At 64.0% G+C, this 22,936-nt stretch carries 23 protein-coding genes; 8 read left to right on the top strand and 15 right to left on the bottom strand.

Annotated features, from left to right (window positions below):
* The first annotated feature begins 137 nt into the window (after positions 1-137).
* Positions 138-1,856 (top strand): FAD-dependent oxidoreductase, encoded by a 1,719-nt coding sequence (locus ACIQUS_RS06770; RefSeq protein WP_403044524.1) that lies wholly within the window; start codon positions 138-140, stop codon positions 1,854-1,856.
* 37 nt (positions 1,857-1,893) lie between these two features.
* Here the strand turns inward: ACIQUS_RS06770 and pcaG are convergent, their stop codons facing one another.
* Positions 1,894-2,499, bottom strand: a complete 606-nt coding sequence (gene pcaG / locus ACIQUS_RS06775) for a protocatechuate 3,4-dioxygenase subunit alpha (protein WP_403044527.1) — start codon at positions 2,497-2,499, stop codon at positions 1,894-1,896.
* 10 nt (positions 2,500-2,509) lie between these two features.
* Positions 2,510-3,229: a protocatechuate 3,4-dioxygenase subunit beta gene (gene pcaH, locus ACIQUS_RS06780; protein WP_403044529.1), complete on the bottom strand. Its 720-nt coding sequence runs from the start codon at positions 3,227-3,229 to the stop codon at positions 2,510-2,512.
* A gap of 200 nt (positions 3,230-3,429) precedes the next feature.
* Between pcaH and ACIQUS_RS06785 the strand changes: the two genes are divergently transcribed.
* Both ACIQUS_RS06785 and ACIQUS_RS06790 read left to right on the top strand, forming a co-directional pair.
* The gene (locus tag ACIQUS_RS06785; protein WP_403044532.1) at positions 3,430-4,311 is read left to right on the top strand and encodes a neutral zinc metallopeptidase; all 882 of its coding nucleotides are present in this window, start codon (positions 3,430-3,432) and stop codon (positions 4,309-4,311) included.
* A gap of 201 nt (positions 4,312-4,512) precedes the next feature.
* Positions 4,513-6,432 (top strand): methyl-accepting chemotaxis protein, encoded by a 1,920-nt coding sequence (locus tag ACIQUS_RS06790; protein ID WP_403044534.1) that lies wholly within the window; start codon positions 4,513-4,515, stop codon positions 6,430-6,432.
* Between the two features lie 114 nt (positions 6,433-6,546).
* Here ACIQUS_RS06790 and ggt read toward each other — a convergent pair whose 3' ends face one another.
* The 3 genes from ggt to ACIQUS_RS06805 form a co-directional block, all read right to left on the bottom strand.
* Positions 6,547-8,214 (bottom strand): gamma-glutamyltransferase, encoded by a 1,668-nt coding sequence (ggt, locus tag ACIQUS_RS06795; protein WP_403044536.1) that lies wholly within the window; start codon positions 8,212-8,214, stop codon positions 6,547-6,549.
* Positions 8,215-8,331: 117 nt separating this feature from the next.
* Positions 8,332-9,228 (bottom strand): LysR substrate-binding domain-containing protein, encoded by an 897-nt coding sequence (locus ACIQUS_RS06800; RefSeq protein ID WP_403044539.1) that lies wholly within the window; start codon positions 9,226-9,228, stop codon positions 8,332-8,334.
* 67 nt (positions 9,229-9,295) lie between these two features.
* Positions 9,296-9,886, bottom strand: a complete 591-nt coding sequence (locus tag ACIQUS_RS06805; protein ID WP_403044541.1) for an NAD(P)H-dependent oxidoreductase — start codon at positions 9,884-9,886, stop codon at positions 9,296-9,298.
* Positions 9,887-10,082: 196 nt separating this feature from the next.
* On the opposite strand from ACIQUS_RS06805, the gene ACIQUS_RS06810 reads away from it, so the two are divergent.
* Complete coding sequence (locus ACIQUS_RS06810; protein ID WP_403044544.1) at positions 10,083-10,397, top strand: putative quinol monooxygenase; 315 nt, start codon at positions 10,083-10,085, stop codon at positions 10,395-10,397.
* Here the strand turns inward: ACIQUS_RS06810 and ACIQUS_RS06815 are convergent.
* Positions 10,387-11,151: a sulfite exporter TauE/SafE family protein gene (locus ACIQUS_RS06815; RefSeq protein WP_403044547.1), complete on the bottom strand. Its 765-nt coding sequence runs from the start codon at positions 11,149-11,151 to the stop codon at positions 10,387-10,389. The genes ACIQUS_RS06810 and ACIQUS_RS06815 overlap by 11 nt on opposite strands.
* Before the next feature lie 77 nt (positions 11,152-11,228).
* Here ACIQUS_RS06815 and ACIQUS_RS06820 point away from each other — a divergent pair, with 77 nt between their 5' ends.
* Both ACIQUS_RS06820 and ACIQUS_RS06825 read left to right on the top strand, forming a co-directional pair.
* Entirely contained in the window at positions 11,229-12,110 is an 882-nt protein-coding gene (locus ACIQUS_RS06820; protein WP_403044550.1) for a LysR substrate-binding domain-containing protein, read from the top strand.
* A gap of 229 nt (positions 12,111-12,339) precedes the next feature.
* Positions 12,340-12,846 (top strand): DoxX family protein, encoded by a 507-nt coding sequence (locus tag ACIQUS_RS06825; RefSeq protein ID WP_403044553.1) that lies wholly within the window; start codon positions 12,340-12,342, stop codon positions 12,844-12,846.
* A gap of 703 nt (positions 12,847-13,549) precedes the next feature.
* Here ACIQUS_RS06825 and ACIQUS_RS06830 read toward each other — a convergent pair.
* From ACIQUS_RS06830 to ACIQUS_RS06845, 4 genes are all read right to left on the bottom strand, one after another.
* A complete protein-coding gene (locus tag ACIQUS_RS06830) occupies positions 13,550-13,972 on the bottom strand; it encodes an organic hydroperoxide resistance protein (protein WP_403044555.1) in 423 nt (140 codons plus the stop codon).
* Positions 13,973-14,026: 54 nt separating this feature from the next.
* Positions 14,027-14,773: a DUF2063 domain-containing protein gene (locus ACIQUS_RS06835; protein WP_403044557.1), complete on the bottom strand. Its 747-nt coding sequence runs from the start codon at positions 14,771-14,773 to the stop codon at positions 14,027-14,029.
* Positions 14,766-15,614, bottom strand: coding sequence for a DUF692 domain-containing protein (locus ACIQUS_RS06840; protein WP_403044560.1), 849 nt, complete (start codon positions 15,612-15,614; stop codon positions 14,766-14,768). Before ACIQUS_RS06840 ends, ACIQUS_RS06835 begins: the two co-directional genes overlap by 8 nt.
* A gap of 72 nt (positions 15,615-15,686) precedes the next feature.
* Positions 15,687-16,232, bottom strand: a complete 546-nt coding sequence (locus ACIQUS_RS06845; protein WP_403044562.1) for a hypothetical protein — start codon at positions 16,230-16,232, stop codon at positions 15,687-15,689.
* 313 nt (positions 16,233-16,545) lie between these two features.
* On the opposite strand from ACIQUS_RS06845, the gene ACIQUS_RS06850 reads away from it, so the two are divergent.
* Positions 16,546-16,890 (top strand): cupin domain-containing protein, encoded by a 345-nt coding sequence (locus ACIQUS_RS06850; RefSeq protein WP_403044565.1) that lies wholly within the window; start codon positions 16,546-16,548, stop codon positions 16,888-16,890.
* Between the two features lie 135 nt (positions 16,891-17,025).
* On the opposite strand, the gene mmsB is transcribed toward ACIQUS_RS06850, so the two are convergent.
* Positions 17,026-17,913 (bottom strand): 3-hydroxyisobutyrate dehydrogenase, encoded by an 888-nt coding sequence (mmsB, locus tag ACIQUS_RS06855; RefSeq protein WP_403044568.1) that lies wholly within the window; start codon positions 17,911-17,913, stop codon positions 17,026-17,028.
* A gap of 10 nt (positions 17,914-17,923) precedes the next feature.
* On the bottom strand, positions 17,924-19,450 hold the full coding sequence (locus tag ACIQUS_RS06860) for a CoA-acylating methylmalonate-semialdehyde dehydrogenase (protein WP_403044571.1): 1,527 nt from the start codon (positions 19,448-19,450) through the stop codon (positions 17,924-17,926).
* 136 nt (positions 19,451-19,586) lie between these two features.
* On the opposite strand from ACIQUS_RS06860, the gene ACIQUS_RS06865 reads away from it, so the two are divergent.
* On the top strand, positions 19,587-20,534 hold the full coding sequence (locus tag ACIQUS_RS06865; protein ID WP_403044574.1) for a LysR family transcriptional regulator: 948 nt from the start codon (positions 19,587-19,589) through the stop codon (positions 20,532-20,534).
* Here the strand turns inward: ACIQUS_RS06865 and ACIQUS_RS06870 are convergent.
* From ACIQUS_RS06870 to ACIQUS_RS06880, 3 genes are read right to left on the bottom strand one after another with little or no spacing between them, the layout of a single operon-like run.
* Complete coding sequence (locus ACIQUS_RS06870; RefSeq protein ID WP_403044577.1) at positions 20,531-21,031, bottom strand: OmpA family protein; 501 nt, start codon at positions 21,029-21,031, stop codon at positions 20,531-20,533. The two genes, ACIQUS_RS06865 and ACIQUS_RS06870, sit on opposite strands and share 4 nt — an antisense overlap.
* A gap of 3 nt (positions 21,032-21,034) precedes the next feature.
* Positions 21,035-22,306, bottom strand: a complete 1,272-nt coding sequence (locus ACIQUS_RS06875; protein ID WP_403044580.1) for a diguanylate cyclase domain-containing protein — start codon at positions 22,304-22,306, stop codon at positions 21,035-21,037.
* The gene (locus tag ACIQUS_RS06880) at positions 22,303-22,878 is read right to left on the bottom strand and encodes a YfiR family protein (RefSeq protein ID WP_403044582.1); all 576 of its coding nucleotides are present in this window, start codon (positions 22,876-22,878) and stop codon (positions 22,303-22,305) included. The genes ACIQUS_RS06875 and ACIQUS_RS06880 overlap by 4 nt, the downstream gene beginning before the upstream one ends.
* Positions 22,879-22,936 lie beyond the last annotated feature (58 nt).

The raw sequence follows: 22,936 nt of genomic DNA on the forward strand, positions 1-22,936 counted from the left end.
CGGGCAAAGCGCAAATCACTGTCCGATCTTCGCCCACTTTGTCACCTGGGCGCTTGGCCGAGGCGTCACTCGAAACATAGAATATGGAATCAAGTTCCAGAATATAACAAAACCCATTGTTCGAGGAGACTCCGCCCATGGTTGCCGATACCCCTACGCCCTCCCCCCTGGATTGTGATGTGCTGGTCATCGGTTCCGGCGCTGCCGGCCTGTCCGCCGCCGTAACCGCCGCCTGGCACGGGCAGAAGGTCATCGTCGTGGAGAAAGACGCGGTGTTCGGCGGCGCCACCGCCTGGTCCGGGGGCTGGATGTGGGTGCCCTGCAATCCGCTGGCACAACGGGCCGGGATCATCGAAGAGCGCTCGGTGCCGCGCACCTATCTGGAGCATGAACTGGGTGAACGCTTCGACGGGCCGCTGATCGATGCCTTTCTGGAAGCGGCGCCGCGCATGGTGTCGTTCTTCGAACGGCACACCACGCTGCAGTTCGCCGATGGTAACGGCATTGCCGATATTCACGGCGACACCCCGGGCGCCGGCACGGGTGGACGCTCGGTGATCGCCGCACCCTACAACGGTCGGGAAGCCGGCAAGCTGCTCAAGCGCCTGCGCAAGACCCTGCGTGAAACCTCATTCATGGGCATGCCGATCATGGCCGGCAACGACCTCACCGCCTTCCTCACCCTGACCCGCTCCTGGCGTTCATTGTTGCACGTGACCAAGCGTTTCAGCCGCCACTTGCTGGACCTGGCCATTCATGGCCGGGCCATGCAACTGGTCAACGGCGTGGCACTGGTGGCGCGCCTGGCCAAATCGGCAGAAGACCTGGGCGTGCTGTTGTGGGAGTCGGCACCGGCCCGGTCGCTGATCGAGGAGCAAGGCCGGGTATGCGGCGCCATCATCGACACCGCCCGCGGCCCCATCGCCATCCATGCACGCAAGGCCGTCGTCCTGGCGGCAGGTGGCTTTGCCAATGACATCGAGCGGCGCAAGGCACTGTTCCCGCGTACGCCCACCGGCCGTGAACACCTGGCCCTGCCGCCGCTGGGCGTCAACGGCGACGGCCTGCGCCTGGGCGAGAGCGTTGGTGGCCAGGTGGCCGACGACCTGCACAGCCCGGTGGCCTGGGCGCCGGTCTCGCGGGTGCCGCACAGTGACGGCACGGTGGGCCATTTCCCACACATCATCGAGCGTGGCAAGCCCGGCATCATCGGCGTGCTCGCCAACGGCAAGCGCTTCGTCAATGAAGCCAACGGTTACTACGACTATGTCAGCGCCATGGTTGCCCATGCGCCGGGGGATACCGTCGAATCCTGGTTGATCTGCAGCCATGCCTTCCAGCGCCGTTACGGCCTGGGCATGTCCCGTCCGTTTCCGCTACCGCTGCAGCCGTTCATCAATTCCGGCTACCTGAAGACCGGCGCCACACTCGAAGCCCTGGCCCGGGCCTGCGGCATCGACCCGCAAGGTTTGAGTGCGACGGTCAGCGAATACAACCGGCACGCCCGTCACGGCGAAGACCCGCTGTTCGGTCGGGGCTCAACGCCCTACAACCGCAAACAGGGCGACGCCTTGCACGGACCCAACCCCTGTGTGGCACCGATCGAGCAAGGACCCTTCTATGCCGTGAAAGTCGAGCCTGGCTGCTTTGGCACCTTCGCCGGACTCAGGACCAACGAACATGCACAGGTGCTCGACAGCCAGCGCCAGCCCATTGCCGGGCTATATGCAGCGGGTACCGACATGGCCAGCATCATGGGCGGGCATTACCCGGCGGGCGGGATCAACCTGGGACCGGCGGCAACCTTTGGCTACATCGCCGGGCGGCATATCGCCGGGGTGACGGACTACGAATGATCGCGACCCGACTTGCCCCGCGATCGCCACACTGCAATCAGAAGTCGAAGAACACCGTCTCGCCCTCACCCTGGATACGGATGTCGAAGCGATAGGCCAGCTTGCCATCCACCTCGCAGCGGGTCGCCACCAGCGTCTCGCGCCGTTGCGGCTGCTCGATCAGGTTGAGTACCGGGCACTGGGCATTGGCCTGGGCCTCGTCATCGAAATACAGGCGGGTCTGCAGGTGGATGTTAATGCCACGGGCAAACAAGCTGACGTTGATATGCGGCGCCATCGGCACGCCCGCCGCATTGCGCACCACACCCGGCTTGACCGTGTGCAGGGTCCACTCACCGCTGTCGAAGGTGGTGGCCGTGCGACCGAAGCTGTTGAACGGCCGCTCCAGGTCGAAATCACTCTGGTACTGACCTGCGTGGTCGGCCTGCCAGAACTCCAGGAACGAATCGCGCACCAGGTGGCCGTTGCCGTCATAGACATTACCGAACACCAGGATGTGCTCGCCCGGCGCATCCTGGCGGGCCAGGCGGTTCCAGATTTCCTGGTCACGGGTCGGGTTGCCGGCGGCCTCCAGGGCCAGGCCGATGTGCACGTAAGGGCCGGCGGTCTGCGAAGGGGTTTCCGGCAGCAATTGAATAGGCATGGTCACCTCCTCAGCGGTTTTCGAAGTGGGTCTTGCGCTGGCCGCGCAACACGATGTCGAAGCGATAGGCCAGGCAATCCATGGGGTTGGCATTGCTCATGTCCAGGCGGGCGATCAGGCTCTGGATCGCCTCGGGGTTGGCAATCGACTTGACGATCGGGCACATCGGGATCAACGGATCGCCTTCGAAATACAGCTGGGTGATCAAGCGCGTGGCAATCGACGGGCCGCTGATCGACACGTGGATATGCGCCGGACGCCAGTCGTTCGGACCATTGCGCCATGGGTACGGGCCCGGCTTGATGGTGCGGAAGCTGTAGTAGCCCTCGCTGTCGGTCAGGGCCCTGCCCACGCCGCCGAAGTTGGGGTCCAGCGGTGCCAGATAGCGGTCGTTCTTGTGCCGGTAACGGCCACCGGCGTTGGCTTGCCAGATTTCCACCAGGGTGTGCGGGATCGGCTTGCCATACTGGTCGCAGACACGGCCGGCAACGATGATCCGCTCACCGATCGGCAGCCCGCCGTTGTTGAAATTGAGCAACAGGTCATGGTCGTTGGGGCCGAACTTCAAGTGGGAGAAGTCCGGGCCGGTGCTTTCGCTGATCGACTGGGGAATGCTCACCAGTGCTTGGCGCGGGGAACGGGCGATGGAGGTTTTGTAATCCGGGGTAAAGGCCTTGGGGTGCCAGTTGCGATCACGGATAGCGAAGCGACTGGTGTCTTGTGCAGACATGCCGTTCTCCTGTCTTGGAATTATGGTGGGGCCTGGGCGTGGCAGGCGAGGTTGCAGTTTCGGGTATGCAGGGCCGGGTGAATATTGAAAAGAAACCACCGATACATAACCAAATGGTTATCCAATCTTCAGTAATCTGACGGAGCGACCGTGGGTGAACTAATCTTTTAGCTCATGTTTCCAGGCTCGGGAGAGCACTCATGCAATGGCGAAAAGGCAGGCGTAGCGACAATGTGGTCGATGCCCGTGGCGAGGGCGGTGGCGGCATGCGCTTCGGCGGTGGCAAGGGCCTGAGCATCGGTGCGATCCTGTTGATCGTCGGTATCGGCTGGATCACCGGCCAAGACCCGTTGCAGATCCTTGGCCAACTGACCGGGCAGATGGGCCAGCAAAGCGCGCCGGTCAGCACCGGTACAGGCAAGGCGCCGCCAGTCAACGACGAACAGGCCGAATTCGTCGCGTCGATCCTGGGCGACACCGAAGACACCTGGCGGGCGATCTTCGCCCAGGGCGGGCGTCAGTACAAAGACCCGACCCTGACCCTGTTCAGCGGCCAGATCAATTCGGCTTGCGGCTTCGCCTCCTCGGCGGTGGGCCCCTTCTATTGCCCGGCCGACCAGAAGGTCTACCTGGACATGACGTTCTTCCGCGAAATGGAGCAACGCTTCGCCGCTGCCGGCGACTTCGCCCAGGCCTACGTCATCGCCCACGAAGTCGGCCACCACGTGCAGACGCTGCTCGGTGTCTCGGCCAAGGTCCAGGCCGCACGCCAGCGTGGCGAGCGCATGGAGGGCGACAACGGCCTGTTGGTGCGCCAGGAATTGCAGGCCGACTGTCTGGCCGGGGTCTGGGCCTACCAGGCGCAACAACGCCTGAACTGGCTGGAACCGGGCGATATCGAAGAAGCCCTGAACGCCGCCAACGCCATCGGCGATGACCGCCTGCAACAGAAGGGCCAGGGCCGGGTGGTGCCCGACTCCTTCACCCACGGCACCTCGCAGCAGCGTGTGCGCTGGTTCAAGACCGGCTTTGCCAAGGGCGACATCAACCAGTGCGACACCTTCACCGCCCGCGCCTTGTAATCCCTCCTGCCAGCCCACGGCAGCCTTCGTGGCCTGCCGTGGAAAAGCCCGGTTACGACCGCTGATCATTTTTTGCTGAAAAAGCGTTTCAGCTACGGGCCGGGCCGCCGATAACCCGTGCTCACGTACATCAGCTGGCCATCAAGAACAACAATCTTCCAGCGATATGGATAACGACGCACTACGTTCCTGGAGGATTGCATGAACAGCTGGTTTGCCAACATCAGCGTCAACCTGAAACTCGGCCTGGGCTTCGGCCTGGTGCTACTGCTCACCAGCCTGCTGGCCCTCACCGGCTGGAACAGCATGGGCGGGCTGATCGATCGCAGTAACTGGATGAGCGACATCACCCAGCTCAACAGCGACCTGACCAACCTGCGCATCACCCGCCTGCAGTACATGCTGACCAACGGCGACGATGCCGCCGCCGGCACCGTGCAGGTCAAGCTCAACGCCTTCAGTGAACAGCAGCAGAAGCTGCTCAAGACCTTCAAGAGCCCGGAAAACGTCAAGTTGCTCCAGGAGCTGGGCCAGGTCATCGACGCCTACCAGGTGTCGATCAACAAGATGCGCAGCGGCTACAAGGCAAGCCTCGCCGCTCGCGACGGGATGAACCTGGCCGCCTCGCGCGCCATCGAACTGATCGAGGCGATCAACCGCGACATCCTCGCCCTGCCTGAAGGTAGCGCCAGCCGCCTGGAGCAGTTCCGCACCGTCACCCAGGCCAAGGAACAACTGTTCCTGGTGCGCCTGGCGGTGCGCAGCTACATCGCCGACACCAGCAGCGAGTCCGAACAACTGGCGCTGCGCCAGCTCGATGCCGTCCTGGCCGAAATCGCCAACCTGAATCGCCAGATGCCGGGCGAAGCAGCACGCATCAAGCAGTTCGAAAGCGCCGTGCTGGCCTACCGCGATGCCGTGCGCCAGTTCCGCGACTCCACTGCCGACATCGCCGTCGCGCGCCAGGAAATGACCGTACAGGGCGCCAGCATCGTCAAGATCAGTGACACGCTGTACAAGATCCAGCTTGAACGCCGCGACAGCGAAAGTGCCCAGGCCCGTACCCTGCAACTGACCGCCACCCTGCTGGCGCTGCTGGTCGGCGTGCTGGCCGCGGTGATCATCACTCGCCAGATCACCCGTCCGTTGCGCGACACCCTGGCTGTGGTTGAGAAGATCGCCTCGGGCGACCTGACCCACGACCTGCGCGTCACCCGCCGTGACGAACTGGGCGTGCTGCAGCAGGGCATCCAGCGCATGGGCTCTACCCTGCGCGACCTGATCAGCGGTATCCGCGATGGCGTCACCCAGATCGCCAGCGCCGCCGAAGAGCTGTCGGCGGTGACCGAGGAAACCAGCGCCGGGGTCAACAGCCAGAAAGTCGAGACCGATCAGGTTGCCACCGCCATGCACGAAATGGCCGCCACCGTGCAGGAAGTCGCGCGCAACGCCGAGCATGCCTCCGCTGCCGCCACCGATGCCGACACGCAGGCCCGTGCCGGTGACCAGGTAGTTGCCGAGGCGATCAGCCAGATTGAACGCCTGGCGGAAGAAGTGCACCGCTCCACCGAGGCCATGGGCCTGCTGCAGCAGGAAAGCCAGAAGATCGGCAGTGTCATGGACGTCATCAAGTCGGTCGCCGAGCAGACCAACCTGCTGGCGCTGAACGCGGCTATCGAAGCGGCGCGTGCCGGCGAAGCCGGACGTGGTTTCGCCGTGGTCGCCGACGAGGTACGCGGCTTGGCCCAGCGCACCCAGAAGTCCACCGAAGAGATCGAAGAGCTGGTGGCCGGCCTGCAGAGCGGTACCCAGCAAGTGGCCAATGTGATGCTTGGCAGTCGCAACCTGACCGACAGCAGCGTCGAGCTGACCCGCAAGGCCGGTGCCTCACTGGAGAGCATCACCCGCACAGTGTCGAACATCCAGTCGATGAACCAGCAGATCGCCGCGGCCGCCGAACAGCAAAGCGCGGTGGCCGAGCAGATCAGCCGCAGCATCATCAATGTGCGCGATGTATCGGAACAGACGGCCGCGGCCAGCGATGAAACCGCGGCGTCCAGTGTTGAACTGGCGCGCCTGGGTAATCAGTTGCAGACCATGGTCAGCCACTTCCGCGTCTGACCCTCCCTGGCGAAGGGGTTGCTTGGCAGCCATCGCCGGCTATGCCGGCTCCCACAGGTCCGGATTTCACCCCGGACCTGTGGGAGCTGGCGAAGCCGGCGATGACTTCACCCCTTACTTGACGACCTGCCCCACCCCGCGCCCACGCGGATCGGAAGCTGTCTCCAGCGCCGCGCCATTGACCCGGATCGCCTGGATGTCCCCCATCTCCCAGCCCTGGTCCTCAAGGATGTAGCCCATCTTCTTCAGCTCGTCGGCGACCTTGCCGGTCAGCGGTGCATAAGCGTCGAAGTAGATGGTGTCCTTGGGCAGCAACTGGTGATGCACCCGCTGCGCCGCCACGGCTTTTTCCAGCGGCAGATTGTAGTCGTACAGGTTGTTCAGCACCTGGAAGATCGAGGTGAAGATCCGCGAACCACCTGGCGTACCGAGCACCAGGGTGACCTTGCCGTCACGGGTGACCAGGGTCGGGGCCATCGAAGACAGCATGCGCTTGCCCGGCTCGATGGCGTTGGCATCGCCACCGACCACGCCGAAGGCGTTGGCCACGCCCGGTTTGGAACTGAAGTCGTCCATCTCGTCGTTGAGCAGGAAGCCCGCGCCCTTGACCACCACGCCGCTGCCGTAGTCCCAGTTCAGGGTGTAGGTATTGCTGACCGCGTTACCCTGCTTGTCGACGATAGAGAAGTGGGTGGTCTGGTGCGGTTCCAGGCCCGGGCGCACTTTCTCGGTTTCGGAGATGGCGTTCGGGTTGACCTCCTGGGCGCGCTTGGCGATGTAGTCCTTGGCGATCAGCTTGTCCACCGGCACCTTGGAGAACGCCGGGTCACCCAGGTAGTCGGCACGGTCGGCGAACACCCGCTTCTCGATTTCCGCCAGCAGGTGGATGTAGCGGGCCGAGTTCAGCTCGACGCCCTTGAAGTCGGCCGCGCGGTTTTCCTTGATACCCAGCAGCTGGGCCAGGGCCACGCCGCCGGAGCTTGGCAGCGGTGCGGTGTAGACCACATTGCCGCGCCATTCGATGCCCATCGGCTCGCGCCACACCGCCTTGTAGTCCTTGAGGTCGTCCTTGCTGATCAGGCCCTTGTCGGCCTGCATCTGGGCCACCAGCAGGTCGGCGGTCTTGCCCTGGTAGAACTCGCTCACGCCCTTGTCGGCGATGCGCTCCAGGGTCTGCGCCAGCTCCGGCTGCTTGAAGGTCTCGCCGACTTTCATGGTGCCGAAGTAGTCATTGAAGTTGGTGCTGTCCTTGAACAGTCCCAGGGCGTCCTCGCGGTACTGGTACTGCTTGGCGGCGATCTTGAAGCCGTTCTTCGCATAGCCTACCGCCGGGGTGATCAGTTCCGACCAGGGCAGCTTGCCGAATTTCTGATGCGCCTCCCACAAGCCCATCACCGTTCCTGGCACACCGGCGGCACGGGCGCCGACCAGGCTCAGGTTCTCGATGATCTCGCCTTTCTCGTCCAGGTACATGTTGCGACTGGCAGCCTTGGGCGCGACTTCGCGGTAGTCGAGAAAGTAGGGTTTGCCGTCCATGTACAGGGTCATGAAGCCGCCCCCGCCGATGTTGCCGGCTTCGGGGTAGGTCACCGCCAGGGTGAAGGCCGTGGCGACGGCAGCATCTACCGCATTACCGCCCTTCTTGAGGATTTCGGCGGCTACCTGTGCACCATATTGATCGGGGGCGGCGACCGCGCCACCGTCCAGGGTCACGGCGTAGGCCGATGAACTGGCGATTATCGCGGCGCTCAGGCTCAAGGTTCGGAACATCACAACGCGCATGAGAACTTCCTTGGTGTTGTTTTCGTTGAACAGCCATTAAGGCTGAAGTCAGACGAGTTATCAAACACCACAGGAAAATTCGCCGCTGACAGGCAGGTCCTGTCGCAGCCGGAGCGCTCAGCAGGCGTAGACCGCCAGCTTGTGCTGGATGAAGTCGAGAAAGCACTGGATGCGCAAGGCCAGTTGCGAGTTGCGGTAGTACACCGCATTGATCGGTTGGCGATAGCCACTGTTGTGTTCGGGCAGCACCACCTGCAGGCGCCCGGCGCGGATATCGTCATGGGTCATGAAATGCGACAGGCATACGATGCCCTCGCCGGCCAGGGCCAGCTCGCGCAGGGTATCGCCGCTGGACGCCGCCAGGCTCGGGCGGATCAGCAGGCGGTCGCCCTCGGCATGGCGCAACGGCCAGTGGTTGAGGGTTTCGGTCTGGGTGAAACCGAGCAGCGAATGCCCTTGCAGGTCCTCGACCCGCTCTGGCGTACCGTGACGCGCCAGGTACGCGGGGCTGGCCAGGATATTCAACGGGCTGCAGCCCAGCGAACGGGCGTGCAGGCTGGAGTCGGCCAGCTCGCCGATGCGGATGGCGACATCGGTGCTCTGCTCGATCAGGTCGATGATCAGGTCGTTGGTGTTGAGCTCAAGCTGGATCTGCGGATACAGCGCGCGAAACTCACCCACCCAGGGCACGATGGCGTGCAGCATGAAGGGTGAGGCGGCGTTGATACGCAAGCGCCCGGAAGGCGTCTGGTGATGCAGCGACAGATGCTCTTCCAGGTCATCCATCTGCTGCAGGATCGACTTGGCCCGTTCGAAGAAGAACCGCCCTTCTTCGGTCAGGTCCATGCGCCGGGTGGTACGGTTGAGCAAGGTGGTGCCCAGCTTGGCTTCCAGGCGCGACAACGTGCGGCTGATCGCCGAAGGCGTCTGCCCGCCCTGCTCGGCGGCGGCGGAAATCGAGCCGCACTCGATCACCGAGACGAACACCTGCAATTCATCGGACCTGGCTTTCACGGCTGTACCCCGGGGTGAGCGACAGCCGAGATAGATAGCCGCTTGGCGCGGCCAGCGCAAGGTTTCATCAGACCTGGATCTGGAAAACCCGGGCCAGGTGCTGCTCATAGGCGGCAACCGCGGCCTCGACGTTCGGGCGCTTCATCACGTCCACCGCGAGGTAGGTCGGCAAACCGCTCATGCCGAGGAACTGGTTGGCCTTGTGGAACGGGAAGTAGACCGCATCCACGCCCTTGCCTTCGAAGAAGTCGCTGGGGTCGTCAAAGGCCTGCTGCGGCGCGTTCCAGGTCAGCGAGAGCATGTACTGCTTGCCCTGGATCAGGCCACCGCTGCCGTACTTCTGCGAGGCGTCGGAGCGGGTCCGGCCGTCGTTGGCGTAGAGGCTGCCGTGGCCGGCGGTGAAGACTTCGTCCAGGTACTGCTTGACCGTCCAGGGCGCGCCCATCCACCAGCCGGGCATCTGGTAGATGATCACGTCGGCCCAGAGGAATTTCTCCACTTCTTCGGCGTTGTCGTAGCCGCCATCGATGTAGGTGGTCTTGAGGTCGAAACCGGCGCGGTCGAGGAACGCCAGGGCGGCCTCGTGCAGGGTCTCGTTCAAGCGGCCGTCGGAGTGGGCGAATTTTTTGCCACCATTGAGCAACAGAATCTTTTTCATCACGTGCCTCAGCTGTCGTTCGATCCTGTGTAGCGCCTGGCGCCGGGGACCGGGTGAAGGGGAATGGCGGCAAGGTTACGGGGTGCCAGGCACTGGAAAAACCAGCGCCCGGGCAAAAGGCTTTTGACCAATAAGCACGAATCACACAGACATTATTGAAATAAAATCACCGCCATCCCCACCAGAGGTCGACCTCATGAGCGAACCCTACGGCTTCATCCTCAAAGCCAAGACACGCCCTGAACAAGCCGAGGCCTTCGAGGCGCTGTTTCGCGCCTACGTCGAACCGAGCCGCGCCGAACCCGGCTGCATCGAGTACCACATGCTGCGCGACAAGGAAGACCCGAGCCTGTTCGTGTTCTACGAGATCTGGGCGAGCAAGGCGGCGCTGGACACGCATTCGGCCCTGCCGCACATGCAGCAGTTCTTCGAGCGGCGCATGGACTACCTGGAGCGCGACTTCGATATCCAGTTGATCGAGATGCTCAGCCCGTCCTCGGCTAGCCGTTGAACAACAGGTGTGTGCCGAGCAGGCCCAGGCCGATGAAAAAACAGCGCTTGAACAGCACGGCGCTGATGCGCTGACGCAACCACTGGCCCATGAACATGCCCAGCAGGGCCGGCACCAGCACCAGCAATGAGGCACCCAGTGCCTCGCCGCCCAGTGCATCCTGCCCGGCCAACCCCAGGGCCAGTGCCAGGGTCGAGACGGTGAACGACAGGCCCAGGGCCTGGACCAGTTGCTCACGGCCCAGGCCCAGGCTCTGCAGGTAGGGCACCGCCGGAATCACGAACACCCCGGTTGCGGCAGTCACCACTCCGGTGACCAGGCCGCATAGGGGCCCCAGCCAGCGCTCCCGCCCTGGCGCCAGCCTGAACGCCGGGCCGTACAGCCCATAAAGCGCATACACCAGCAGTGCTCCACCCAGGGCACGTACCGCCCACTGCCCGCTGTTTATTCCCAGCCAGACACTGCCAAGCAAGGTGCCAAGAAAGATCATGGCCAGCATCGGCCACAGGCGCCGCAGCAAGGTGAACAGATGGCCGCCGGCGGCCAGTTGCCAGAGGTTGGTCAAGGTCGAAGGCACGATCAGCAGGGCTGCAGCCTGCGCTGGGGACATAGCCAGGCCGAGCAGGCCCATGGCAATGGTCGGCAGGCCCAGGCCGATCACGCCCTTCACCGCGCCCGCCAGCAAGAAGGTCAGCACCACCAGCAGCGACAGCACTGGCCCGATACCCTGGTAAAAACTGAATAAGGTCGTCATGCGCCCATGCTGCACGCAACGAGGCGGCGTGAAAATCTGCCATATACTGAGCCAGACTCTTGCAAGGACAGAGGCTCATGCATTTTGATCTGATCGACCTGCGACTGTTCCAGCACACCCTGGCCTGCGGCAACATCACCGCCGGGGCCCAGCGCAGCCACCTGTCGCTGCCCGCTGCCAGTGCCCGGATCCGCGCCATGGAAGCCACCCTCGGCATCCCCTTGCTCGAACGCAATCGCCGCGGCGTGCAGGCCACCCCGGCCGGCCAGGCCCTGCTGCAACATGCGCGGCTGATCGGCCAGCAGGTCGAGCGCCTGCAATTCGACCTGGCCCAGTACGCCCAGGGCCTGCAGGGCCAGGTGCGCCTGCTGTGCAACACCGCCGCCTTGAGCGAGTACCTGCCCGAACTGCTCGCAGGCTTTCTCGCCGACTATCCGGCCATTACCCTCGACATCCAGGAGCTACCCAGCCTGCGCATCGTCCAGGCCATCACCCAGGGCGCGGCGGACATCGGCATCCTGTCCACCGCCGTCACCAGCGAGCACCTGCAGACCCTGCCCTTTCGTGACGATCCGCTGGTGCTGATCATGCCCACGGCGCATCCACTCGCCACACGCGCCGACCTGCGTTTCGCCGACACCCTCGACCATGGCTACGTCGGCCTGTCCGCCGACAGCGCCCTGGCCCTGCACCTGGAAGAACAGGCACTGCACTCAGGAAGGCGCATGCAGGTGCGGGTGCGGGCCGAAGGGTTCGACGGGGTCATGCGCATGGTCGCCCACGGCGCCGGATTGGGCGTGGTGCCACTGGCAGCGACCCGGCGCTGGCACGGTCTGCCGGCCTTGCACCGGGTCGCACTGCAAGAACCCTGGGCCCGGCGCCAGTTGCTGCTGTGCGCCCGGGACTTCGCCAGCCTACCCGGCCATGGCCGGGCGTTGGTCGAACGACTGACGCCCTGATCGGCAGCACCTCAGTCCTGGGGCAACAGACCGCTGAGAACGACGCCTCGCTATCGACACCCTCCACCACCACAGCGGCGGGACAGGGCTGGAGGTGAAACGGTAGGCGAGCGTCGTACACAGGGATACACAGCGGCCCGTGGCAGACACATTCGAGACAAACCCTGCTGGGACCATAGCGTCACCGACAGTAGCGTGCCGGATGCACCCACTTCAGAGGACACTTCCCATGACCCGCGCCATCACCTTCGCCCTCACCCCGATCAAGCACAGTTTCAGGCAGCTCGACCGCCTCGGCGCCTGGGGCGCCGACGTACCGCTGCGCCTGTTCCTGGCCTGGGAGTTCTTCGAATCCGGCCTGGAAAAATGGAATGGCGAAAACTGGTTCGAGCAGATCCAGGGCGCGTTTCCGTTTCCCTTCGACCAGCTTCCGGCCAACCTGAACTGGCAGCTTTCGATGTGGGTCGAGCTGATTGCGCCTGTGCTGTTGTTGCTAGGTCTCGGCACGCGCCTGGCGACCCTGGCGCTGATCGTGGTGACCCTGGTGGCCATTGCGGCCGTGCACTGGCCGGCTCATTGGTCGAGCCTGGCCGAATTGGCCAGGGGTTACGCCATCACCGACAAAGGCTTTGGCAACTACAAGCTGCCGCTGATCTACCTGGTCGCGGCGCTCCCCCTGCTGTTCAGGGGGGCTGGGCACCTTAGCCTGGATGCGCTGCTGCGTAAGAACACCTGACGGGTCCGTTGTGTAATTGCCTCTTCAGAAAGTCACGACCCTAAAAAGTTCTTCACGGGGTTCCGGGGGATAGGGTCCTTGGGCTTGGGCTTGGGTGCGAGCTTATCCATTCCCTGCGGCGATGCTGCCGGCCCCTTCCGCCTTTACGGCGGCCTACTTTTTTCTTGGAAAAAGTAGGCAAAACCGCCTGCTCCTACATACGGCCCTACGCTCCGCTTCGGGTTCCCTTGCTGCGGTGTCTTCCAGGGGCATCGCGGCCTACGACTTGCTTCGCCAAGTCTACGGCTCGCGTTCTTCGGTTGCGCCGAAGGGTGCTGCGCACCTGCCCCCTCCAGACACCTCCACTCGGCCTCCTGAAGTCGCGAAGTTACGGGCGGCGCCTGCACTGACGCATCTTCGAAAGCAGAGGCTGGCGCAGCCAGAACAGCATCGCAGGACAAGCCCGCTCGCAAAGCGACTACCAACCCGCTCTTGCTCTTCATACACGCAAGTTCAAGCACCGCCGACCGCGACTTCAGGAGGCGCCGCAGCGTAGGGCCGGATGCAGGAGCAAGCGGTTTTGGTTCCTTTTGCCAAGACAAAAGGGACCCGCCGTAAAGGCGGAAGGCGCCGGCAGCATCGCCGCAAGAAATGGATAAGCACACAACCCCCCAAAAAAAACGCGCACCAGCAAAGGTGCGCGATTTTAAGGACCAGATACCACTCAAGGAATATCGAACGTCACTTCAATATTCCCGCGAGTGGCCTTGGAGTAAGGACACAACTGGTGAGCAGCCTCCACCAGGCGGGCCTTGTCCGCCGTCTCCAGCCCCGGCAGCTCAACGGTCAACCGGGCCGCCAGGGCAAAGCCACCGTCGTGGGTATTGCCCAGCGATATATCGGCAGCCACGGCCACATCCTCGGGTACGCGGATCGCCAGCGCCTGACCGGCACGGCGCATGGCACCGATGAAGCAGGCCGACCAGCCAACGCCCAACAATTGCTCGGGGTTGGTGCCTGGGCGCCCTGACCCGGGCGGGCTCAGGCGCAGCTTCAGCCAGCCATCGGAAGACACACCGTTGCCATCACGGCCACCAGAGGTACGGGTTCGCCCCGTGTAGAGCGTCTTTTCCAGTACTGCGGTCATCACATTTCTCCTCAGGGAGGTACAAATGCCGGGGATCCGGCGTCGTTATACGCGTCAGGCCCGGGTGCCGAGCAGCACACCCTGCGCGCGCAGGTTTTCCAGCAGGGCCAGGCCCTGCGGCAAAAGGGTCGCACTGTCGACAGCGACAGCCTCGGACAGGCGCTCCAGGTGCTGGCGGCCGGCCCAGTGATGCGCTTGAAGCGACGCCAGCAGCGCATGGGCCAAGGGCGCCAGGCGCGAGAAACGCACCCTCAGGTCGGCATCGCGCCGGACCAGCAGCAGGGTCGGTTGTGCGGGTGCTTCGTGCGGCTGGTAGTCAGGACCGATGTCGCTCACCGGCCATCGGTAGGCCAGTGGCCAGGCCAGGGGCGACAGCAGGGGAATGCCTTCGAGCAGATCGCCCTCGGGATCATGCGGCGGGTCGCTGCTGTCGCTGAGCAGCAATACACCCTCCACCCATTCGTAATGCGCAAGTTCCGCAAGCCAAAGTGGCATTGGGTGCCCAACCTTCACGCCCTGCTCGAGGAAGGCGACGAACTCGCCGCCCAGTTCGGTGAACAGTGGCGTGTGACTTCGGTAGTCGGCATAAAAGGCCTCAACCAGTGCCCGCCAGCGCAGCGTGCCGAGGCTTGCGCGGATCACGGGAAAACTGCCGGCCAGCAGCGACTCGACATTGCCGAAGAACAGCTGCCGATACACAGCCAGGCGGCGGGCCTCGATGCCCGGCGGCGGTGCGTGGCGCTGCGGGTCGCGTACATGGCTGGCCATGCGCATTAATTGTTCGTGCAAGGTTTCAGGCATTGCGCACCTCCGGCAGGGTCGCGGCGCTGCGTTGGCGCCAGCGAATCGCTTCGACTTCGGCCAGCAATTCGCCCAGCGGCGGGAAGTTGAAATCCCGCTCCAACAAGGTCGGCAATGGGCCAAAACGTTGGTAGGCCTGATCCAGCAAGTTCCAGACATCAGCCTTGACCGAAGCGCCGTGGGTATCGATCTTCAGGTCAGGCGCCTCGTCGTAATGACCGGCCACGTGCAGGTAGACCACCCGTTGCGCCGGCAGCGCGGCGAGGTAGCGGGAGGTGTCGTAGCCGTGGTTGATCGCATTGACGAAGAGGTTGTTGACGTCCAGCAGCAAATCGCAGTCGGCCTCCTCCAGCACCGCACAGAGGAAGTCGATCTCGCTCAGGGCCTGGTAGGGCGCGGCGTAGTACGAGATGTTCTCCACCGCAATGCGCCGCCCCAGGGCATCCTGGCCCTGGCGAATGCGTGCGGCGACATGCCGTACCGCTTCCTCGGTGAAGGGCAGCGGCAACAGGTCGTAAAGCTGGCCGTCATCGGCGCTGTAGCTCAGGTGTTCGCTGAACAGCGCCACGTCATGGCGATCGAGGAACTGCCGGGTTCGGCGCAACAGGCCGCGGTCCAGCGGTGCCGGGCCTCCCAACGACAGCGACAGACCGTGGCACGACAGCGGGAAGCGCTCGGCAAGGCGGGCAAGGCCTTCGCCATAGTGGCCGCCGACAGCGATCCAGTTGTCCGGGGCGCACTCGAGAAAATCCACGGCAGTGGCGTCCATCGCCAGCAGTTCGGGCATCAGGGCACGGCGCAATCCGAGACCTGCGCCCTGCAGGTTGGGCGTAGCGGTCATGGGTGACCTCCAGGGTTCAGGGTGCCCTCCCGGGCCAGGGGCGCCGGGAGGATGACAGCTCGCGGATCAAGCTCACTCCTTGGCCTGGCTCAACCGAGTGAACAGCTCCGTGGGGACTTTCTTGCCGTTGGCGATGTACTGGTTGGTCCTGTAGGTGTAGACCTCGCCCTCGGAGAGGAAGCCGTCCTTGTTGGTGTCCATCGCCTGGAACTCCACACCGCCATTGGGCGCCACGGTCAACAGTTCCTTGAGCGAAACCCGCCCGTCATCGTCGGTGTCGGTGCGCGCGAAGGAGGCGTCGCCACACTTGCCTTCACCGCACTTGCCCTCGGCGGTGGTGGCCTTGGTGGTCGTGCTGGCCGCCTCGCTGGCGCCGCATTTGCCTTCGCCACACTTGCCCTCGGCCGTGGTGGCCTTGGTGGTCGTGCTGGCCGCCTCGCTGCCACCGCATTTGCCTTCACCACACTTACCTTCCCCGGCTTTTTCCGCAGAGGCCAACTGGTAGCCCTGGGGCAGTGCCTCCACGGCGAAGGCGGACGCAGTCAGGTTCAAGCCGCCGATCAGGGCGACGGCGGCCAGGCCAAGGCTGGTTTTGTTCGAGATCGATTTACGGGACATGGTGCTTCTCCGGATGCGGTGCGTGGTCATGCCACAAGGGCGAATGAATCCCGGGAGGTCGACGGGGTGGGCCTCGTTCGGGTGGAGCCATTTCGCCTCAGGCATGTATCACTGGCGTATCCGCACACGGCAGCATTTGTATGCCAGTTCCCGGAAAGCGGGTCCGGATACACTGTGATACCTGAGCAACGGCTTCGATGCCCCTGTCCCGGGCACAGGCGTGGATCGAGTGGTGAACGTCGGGCCCAGACATCGCCGGCCCGGGAATCGCGCCTATGGTGACGGACCTTTGTGCCGATCCTCAGGAGTGGATATGTCCGATTTCATCACCGTATTGCGCGACACCTGCCCTACCCCCGTGCTGGACGCGACCAAGTGGAAACGCATCGGCGGCGACCCGCACACCGTGAACCTCAACGCCTACCTGTCCGAGGACGGCAGCAAGATCATGGGCACCTGGATCTGCACGCCGGGCAAGTTCGAGGTCAATTATGAGAAGTGGGAGTACTGCCATTTTCTCGATGGCTATTGCGTGATCACCCCGGAGGGTGAGCAGCCGATCCACTTGAAGGCCGGCGATGTATTCGTCATCGAACCGGGGATGAAAGGCACCTGGGAGGTGGTGGAGACGGTGCGCAAGTATTTCGTCTTTGCCTGATGGGTTGATCGCAGGCTTCGCCTGTTCCCACAAAATGTTCTCGCCACAAAAAAATATCGCGGCGCCTGCTTCTCACCCACCCGGTGCGCGTTTACAGCTGGGTGTGAAGCAGGCGCCGCGATAAAGTCCGCCTCGTTACTCGGGTTTGCGGTATCCCTCGACAATCGCCGAGAAATCCTTGCCGCCATCACCACGCAGGCTCATGGCCTGGTACAACTGCTGGGCCACCGCGCCAAGGATCACCGGCTGGTGCGCCTGGCGCGCAGCTTCAGTGGCCAGGCCCAGGTCCTTGAGCATCAGCTCGGCACCGAAGCCGCCGGTGTAACCGCGTGAAGCCGGTGCGGTCTCGATGATCCCCGGCCAGGGGTTGTAGGTGTCCGAACTCCAGCAACGCCCGGTGGAGCTGTTGATGATCCCGGCCAGCACCTTGGTGTCGATGCCCAGGGCATTGCCCAGGGCCATGGCTTCGGACACACCGATCATCGAGATGCCCAGCAGCAGGTTGTTGCAGATCTTGGCGATCTGCCCGGTACCCACCGCACCGCAATGAACGATGTTGCGCCCCATCTGCGCCAGCACCGGCTGCAGCGTGGCGAACAACGCATCGCTGGCGCCGACCATGAAGGTCAGGGTGCCCGCCGCCGCACCGCCCGTACCGCCGGACACCGGCGCATCGGCCAGGTCCACGCCTTGCTTGGCTGCTGCGGCCGACACGTCACGTGCGGTCTGCGGGTCGATGGTGCTGCAATCGACCACCGGCGTACCGGCGCGCACGCCCGCCAGCACACCGTCTTCGCTCAGGTACACACTGCGTACATGGGCTGCGGCCGGCAGCATGGTGATGACCAGGTCGCTCTGCTGCGCGGCATCGCGCGGCGAGCCGCTGATCTGCCCGCCCAGTTCGGCAAGCTCGGCCAGCACGGTCTTGTTCAGGTCGAACAGGTTCAGTTGATGCCCGGCCTTGATCAGGTTGCGCGCCATTGGCGCACCCATGTTGCCCAGGCCGATGAATGCGATACGCATGATGAGCTCCTTAGCGCAGGCTGATGGTGGTGTTCACGCCATCGTTGACGCTGTCATCATCGAACCAGCGGCTGGTGACGGTCTTGGTCTGAGTGTAGAACTGCACCACCTGCTTGCCGTATGGACCCAGGTCGCCGAGCTTGGAACCGCGCGAGCCGGTGAAGCTGAAGAACGGAACCGGTACCGGAATCGGGATGTTGATACCCACCTGGCCGACGTCGATCTCGGTCTGGAACTTGCGCGCCGCCGCGCCGCTCTGGGTGAACAGGCCGGTGCCGTTGCCGAAGGGGTTGCGGTTGACCAGGGCGATGGCCTCGTCGAGGGTGTCGACTTCCAGTACCACCAGCACCGGACCGAAGATTTCCTGGGTGTAGATCTTCATGTCGGTGGTCACGCCGGAGAACAGGGTCGGGCCGACGAAGTTGCCTTGCTCGTAGCCCGGGACACTGACGCCACGACCGTCGAGTTCAAGCTTGGCGCCTTCCTCGATGCCGCTTTCGATCAGGCCCAGTACGCGCTCCTTGGCACGCTTGGACACCAGCGGGCCGACGTCGGTGCCCGGCTCACAGCCGGCGTTGACTTTGAGGTTGGCAGCCAGCTCCTTGAGCTCCGGCAGCCACTCGCGGGCCTTGCCCACCAGCACCGCCACCGAGGTCGCCATGCAGCGCTGGCCGGCCGCGCCGAAGCCTGCGCCCACCAGGGCATTGAGGGTCTGGGTGCGGTTGGCATCGGGCAGTACCACGGCGTGGTTCTTCGCCCCCATCATCGACTGCACGCGCTTGCCATGCTGGCTGGCCAGGTTGTAGACGTGGGTGCCGACTTCGGTGGAACCGACGAAGGAGATTGCCTTGATATCCTGGTGGGTGCACAAGGCATCGACCACCTGCTTGCCACCATGCACCACGTTGAGCACACCGGCCGGCACACCGGCTTCGACGGCCAGCTCGACAAGCATCATGGTCGACAGCGGGTCCTGCTCGGACGGCTTGAGCACGAAGGTGTTGCCGCAGACGATGGCCATGGGGAACATCCACAGCGGAATCATCGCCGGGAAGTTGAACGGGGTGATGCCGGCGCACACGCCGATCGGCTGGCGCAGGGTATAGGTATCGACGCCGCCGGCGACGTTCTCGGCGAACTCGCCCATCTGCAGGCTACCGATGCTGCTGGCGTGCTCGACCACTTCCAGGCCACGGAAAATATCGCCTTCGGCATCGGCGATGGTCTTGCCCTGCTCGGCACTGAGCACGGCGGCAATACGCTTGGAATTTTCGCGGATCAACGCCTGCAGCTTGAGCATGATGCGCATGCGTGCGCCGATCGGGGTGTCGCGCCAGGTCTTGAAGGCTCGCTGGCCGGCGGCGATGGCGGCATCGACCTCTTCGGCGGTGGCGAACGGTACACGGGCCAGCACTTCCTGGGTGGCCGGGTTGATCACGTCGCGCCACTCGGTGGTCTTCGATTCGACCCACTGGCCGTCGATCAGCAGCTTGACCTGCTCGACCTTGGTCTGGCCGGGAGTGAGGGATGCGTTCATGGGCGTTCTCCTGAAATTGTTGTTAGGGAGAGATCGACGCCGCCGGGTCTGCCACGACGGGCGCTTGGGTCTGGGGTTGTTTTGGAGTATAGATGTGCAAAGATCCAATAAGAACGCACATAAAATCCGGACCAACATGCAAAAAAACATCACCTCCCTGGGTTCATTGAACTGGGATGACCTGAAGTTCTTTCTCGAAGTGGCCCGTACCCGCAAGGCCAGCAGCGCGGCCAAGCGCCTGGGTGTGGACTACACCACCGTGTCGCGGCGCATCAGCTCGCTGGAAGTGGCGCTGGGCACCCTGCTGTTCGAAAAGTCGCGGACCAACGGCTTTGTCCTGACCGCCGAGGGCCAGCGCCTGCTCAGCTATGCCGAGTCCATCGAAAGCACCCTGCACATGGCCTGCGAGCAGGTATCAGGTTCGGGCGTGGCGTTGTCCGGGCATGTGCGCATGGGCTGCACCGAAGGCTTTGGCACCTTCTTCGTCACGCCGCAGTTGAGCCACTTCGTCGATGCTTACCCTGCGATCTCGGTGGACATCCTGCCGTTGCCGCACTTCATCAGCCTGTCCAAGCGCGAGGCCGACATCGTCATCGCCCTTGAGCGCCCGGAGCACGGCCCGTACGTGTGCTGCAAACTGTGCGACTACCGCCTGCGCCTGTACGCCACCCAGGACTACCTGGACAACCATGAACCGATCAACCGCAGCAGCGACCTGGCCCGTCACCAGTTCATCAGCTATGTGGACGACCTGGCCTTCAGCTCCGAGCTGCTGTACCTGGCCAACGTGATTCCGGCCGCCAGCGCCAACCTGCGCAGCACCAGTGTGATCGCCCAGTACGTGGCCGCCCTGCAGGGCCGTGGCTTGGCGATCCTGCCGTGTTTTTTGGCGGCGCAGGACCCGCGCTTGATCGCAATCCTGCCCGAGGAAGTGGAGATTACCCGGCAGTTCTGGATGTACTGTCGGGAGGACTTGCGCAAGCTCAAGCGGATTACGTTGTTGTGGGATTACATTCGTGAGGTGACCGAGCGCAACACGCCGTTGCTGATGGGCGCGTCGCGCAGCATGGTCTTCGCCGATTAGTCGGACGCCACCACAATCGCCACCCGACGATTCTCCGTGCGCCCGGCGCGGGTGTCGTTGCCGGCCACCGGCTCGCGACTGCCCAGGCCACGGGTTTCGACATTCTCCGGGCGCATGCCGACCGAGGCCAGGACGTTGGCCACGCTTTGCGCCCGGCGTACCGACAATTGTTCGTTATAGGCGGCCTTGCCCGAGGCATCGGTGTGGCCGTCGACCCGCACCCGCTGGATATCCACCGACAACAGTGATTTGCCGATACGTTCTACGATGGCGCGGCTTTCGCTGTTGAGCGAGTCCAGGTCGCTGCCGAACAGCACCTTGCCCGACAACCCGAACTCCCAGCCTTCGTCGGTCAGGCGAAAGCCCTCCTGCTTGAGCACGGCGATCTGCGCGGCCGTCAGCCCCTTGGGCGGCACGCTCTGGCAGCCGGTCAGGGCCAGCAGCACCAGCGCCAGCCAGGCAAAGTGGAATCGCAGGTATCGGTTCAGGTGTGTCACGGTTCAGCTCCTGTTTTTTACATGAAGGGCAGAGCGCTCCGTCTCTGCCGTTTGCCACTGGCCACGCGTGTTGCGCTTGGCCTGGTACATCGCCGCATCGGCGGCATTGAGAAGGTCGGCGGGGCTCAGGCCGTCGTCCGGGTAATAGGCAATGCCGACACTCAGCGAGGTGACGACGCTCTGGCCTTCGGCCAGGCGTATCGGCAGGCGCATGCTGGCGATGATCTTTTCGGCGATGCGCAGTGCATCGTCGCGGCTGTTCAGCGGTGCCAGCAGCACGGCGAATTCATCGCCGCCCAGACGCGCCACCAGGTCGTTCTCGCGCAGTTGCGCACGGACCCGGGTGGCAACGCTGACCAGCACTTCATCGCCTGCGGCATGCCCATGGCTGTCGTTGATGTCCTTGAAGTTGTCGCTGTCGAGAAACAGCAACGCCAGGTGTTCCTGGTGCTTGCTGGCATTGCGCAGGGTGCGGCTGAGCCGGCCCTCGAAGAAGGCCCGGTTGGGCAAGCCGGTCAGGCTGTCGTGGCTGGCCTGGTGGGCGAGGCTTTCATTCTCGCTCTGCAGGTGGTTCTGCCAGTTTTCCAGTTCGTCGAGCAGGGCGTTGAAGTCGTTGCCCAATTCGTTGAGTTCGGCAATCTTGGCCGCGGGCACCCGTTGCTCGAAACTGCGCTCGCGGCGCGCGGCATGGGCCACGGTGGCGAGGCTGCGCAAGGGGCCGACGATATCGCCGAACATCCGCCGCGACAGGTACAGCGCACCGACGGCGCTCAGGACCGTGCACAACAGGATGCCCGCCAGGCCGCTGAGCAAGAAGCGCATCAGGCTGCCGCCCTGCCCCACCAGCTCGGTTCGCCCCACCTGCTGGCCCTGGTGCATGACCGGCAGGATCACCGGCTCCTGCAGCAGGCTGCGGGCCACCTGTTGTTCCAGTTGTACCAGCAGGCCGTCCTCGCTGCGCTGCCAACGCGCCAGCAGGGCGTTGTCGGCATCGAACACCTTGGCGTCGGCCACCTCTTCGGTGGCGGCAATCAGGGCCAGGGCTTCGTTGGCAGCGCTGCTGTCGTTGAACACCACGGCGGCTTCGACGGTGTAGTTGATCGAGCGAGCGATCAGGTGCAGGTTGTGATTGGCATACACCCGCAGCGCCAGCACACCCAGCACAGTCAGCGAGATACCGGCCAGCCCCACGGCCAGCAAGGCCACGCTCAAGTGGCGACGACCGAGGACGGCAAGCAGGGTCGGCCGCTGGCGCTTGCGGAAAAAACCGATCATGGCTGCGCCGCCCGCCGCCGCGACAGCTGCAGCACACTGGGGTGGATTCGCACGCCGCTGCGCGCCACCGAGTCGAGGTTGACGTCGAAGGCCACCTGGCGGTCGCTGACCCGCAGGCAGAACACGCTGCCCACGGTGCACGGGTCGTTGGCTTCGCTGATGCTCAGGACCGGATGGCCATTGACTGCGCTGAACACGCGGCTGCGTTCATCCGGGCTCAACTGGCCCAGGTAGACGGCATCGCACTCGTTGCTGATGCGCGGGTCATCGGCCAGCAGGCGGCGCACCTGTACAGGCCGACCGGTGTGCTGGGTGGTGCCCTTGACCAGGTCGTCGGCATATTCGGTGGGACCGACCAGGCACAGGCGCAATTGCCCGGGTTCCACCGGCCAGCGTGCGTAACTGAGGATGCCCAGCACGACCTGGGTCACCGCCTTGGCCCGTTGCTCGGCCATTGAGGAGGCAGTCCCGGGTTCGGCCTGGGCCAGCGCGGCGAACAGCATGGGCACAGCGGCCAGCAGCAAACGCCCCCGGTTCGTCACACGTCCCGATGTAGGGGCCGCCACCGTCATGAAGGAAATCTCTTAAAACCCTGTGGGATAATGCCGCAACGATAGCACAGGGGTAGAA

It is taken from the genome of Pseudomonas sp. NPDC090755 (assembly GCF_044769005.1).
GTDB lineage: Bacteria > Pseudomonadota > Gammaproteobacteria > Pseudomonadales > Pseudomonadaceae > Aquipseudomonas.

Bases quoted from the DNA above. Each gene is read 5' to 3' on its own strand.
- ggt (WP_403044536.1), bottom strand. From the start codon at position 8,214: ATGCGCGTTGTGATGTTCCGAACCTTGAGCCTGAGCGCCGCGATAATC.
- mmsB (WP_403044568.1), bottom strand. From the start codon at position 17,913: ATGCGTATCGCATTCATCGGCCTGGGCAACATGGGTGCGCCAATGGCG.
- ACIQUS_RS06860 (WP_403044571.1), bottom strand. From the start codon at position 19,450: ATGAACGCATCCCTCACTCCCGGCCAGACCAAGGTCGAGCAGGTCAAG.
- ACIQUS_RS06840 (WP_403044560.1), bottom strand. From the start codon at position 15,614: ATGACCGCTACGCCCAACCTGCAGGGCGCAGGTCTCGGATTGCGCCGT.
- ACIQUS_RS06825 (WP_403044553.1), top strand. From the start codon at position 12,340: ATGACCCGCGCCATCACCTTCGCCCTCACCCCGATCAAGCACAGTTTC.
- ACIQUS_RS06790 (WP_403044534.1), top strand. From the start codon at position 4,513: ATGAACAGCTGGTTTGCCAACATCAGCGTCAACCTGAAACTCGGCCTG.
- ACIQUS_RS06875 (WP_403044580.1), bottom strand. From the start codon at position 22,306: ATGATCGGTTTTTTCCGCAAGCGCCAGCGGCCGACCCTGCTTGCCGTC.
- ACIQUS_RS06830 (WP_403044555.1), bottom strand. From the start codon at position 13,972: ATGACCGCAGTACTGGAAAAGACGCTCTACACGGGGCGAACCCGTACC.
- pcaG (WP_403044527.1), bottom strand. From the start codon at position 2,499: ATGCCTATTCAATTGCTGCCGGAAACCCCTTCGCAGACCGCCGGCCCT.
- pcaH (WP_403044529.1), bottom strand. From the start codon at position 3,229: ATGTCTGCACAAGACACCAGTCGCTTCGCTATCCGTGATCGCAACTGG.
- ACIQUS_RS06850 (WP_403044565.1), top strand. From the start codon at position 16,546: ATGTCCGATTTCATCACCGTATTGCGCGACACCTGCCCTACCCCCGTG.
- ACIQUS_RS06815 (WP_403044547.1), bottom strand. From the start codon at position 11,151: ATGACGACCTTATTCAGTTTTTACCAGGGTATCGGGCCAGTGCTGTCG.
- ACIQUS_RS06880 (WP_403044582.1), bottom strand. From the start codon at position 22,878: ATGACGGTGGCGGCCCCTACATCGGGACGTGTGACGAACCGGGGGCGT.
- ACIQUS_RS06805 (WP_403044541.1), bottom strand. From the start codon at position 9,886: ATGAAAAAGATTCTGTTGCTCAATGGTGGCAAAAAATTCGCCCACTCC.
- ACIQUS_RS06810 (WP_403044544.1), top strand. From the start codon at position 10,083: ATGAGCGAACCCTACGGCTTCATCCTCAAAGCCAAGACACGCCCTGAA.
- ACIQUS_RS06865 (WP_403044574.1), top strand. From the start codon at position 19,587: ATGCAAAAAAACATCACCTCCCTGGGTTCATTGAACTGGGATGACCTG.
- ACIQUS_RS06770 (WP_403044524.1), top strand. From the start codon at position 138: ATGGTTGCCGATACCCCTACGCCCTCCCCCCTGGATTGTGATGTGCTG.
- ACIQUS_RS06785 (WP_403044532.1), top strand. From the start codon at position 3,430: ATGCAATGGCGAAAAGGCAGGCGTAGCGACAATGTGGTCGATGCCCGT.
- ACIQUS_RS06835 (WP_403044557.1), bottom strand. From the start codon at position 14,773: ATGCCTGAAACCTTGCACGAACAATTAATGCGCATGGCCAGCCATGTA.
- ACIQUS_RS06820 (WP_403044550.1), top strand. From the start codon at position 11,229: ATGCATTTTGATCTGATCGACCTGCGACTGTTCCAGCACACCCTGGCC.
- ACIQUS_RS06845 (WP_403044562.1), bottom strand. From the start codon at position 16,232: ATGTCCCGTAAATCGATCTCGAACAAAACCAGCCTTGGCCTGGCCGCC.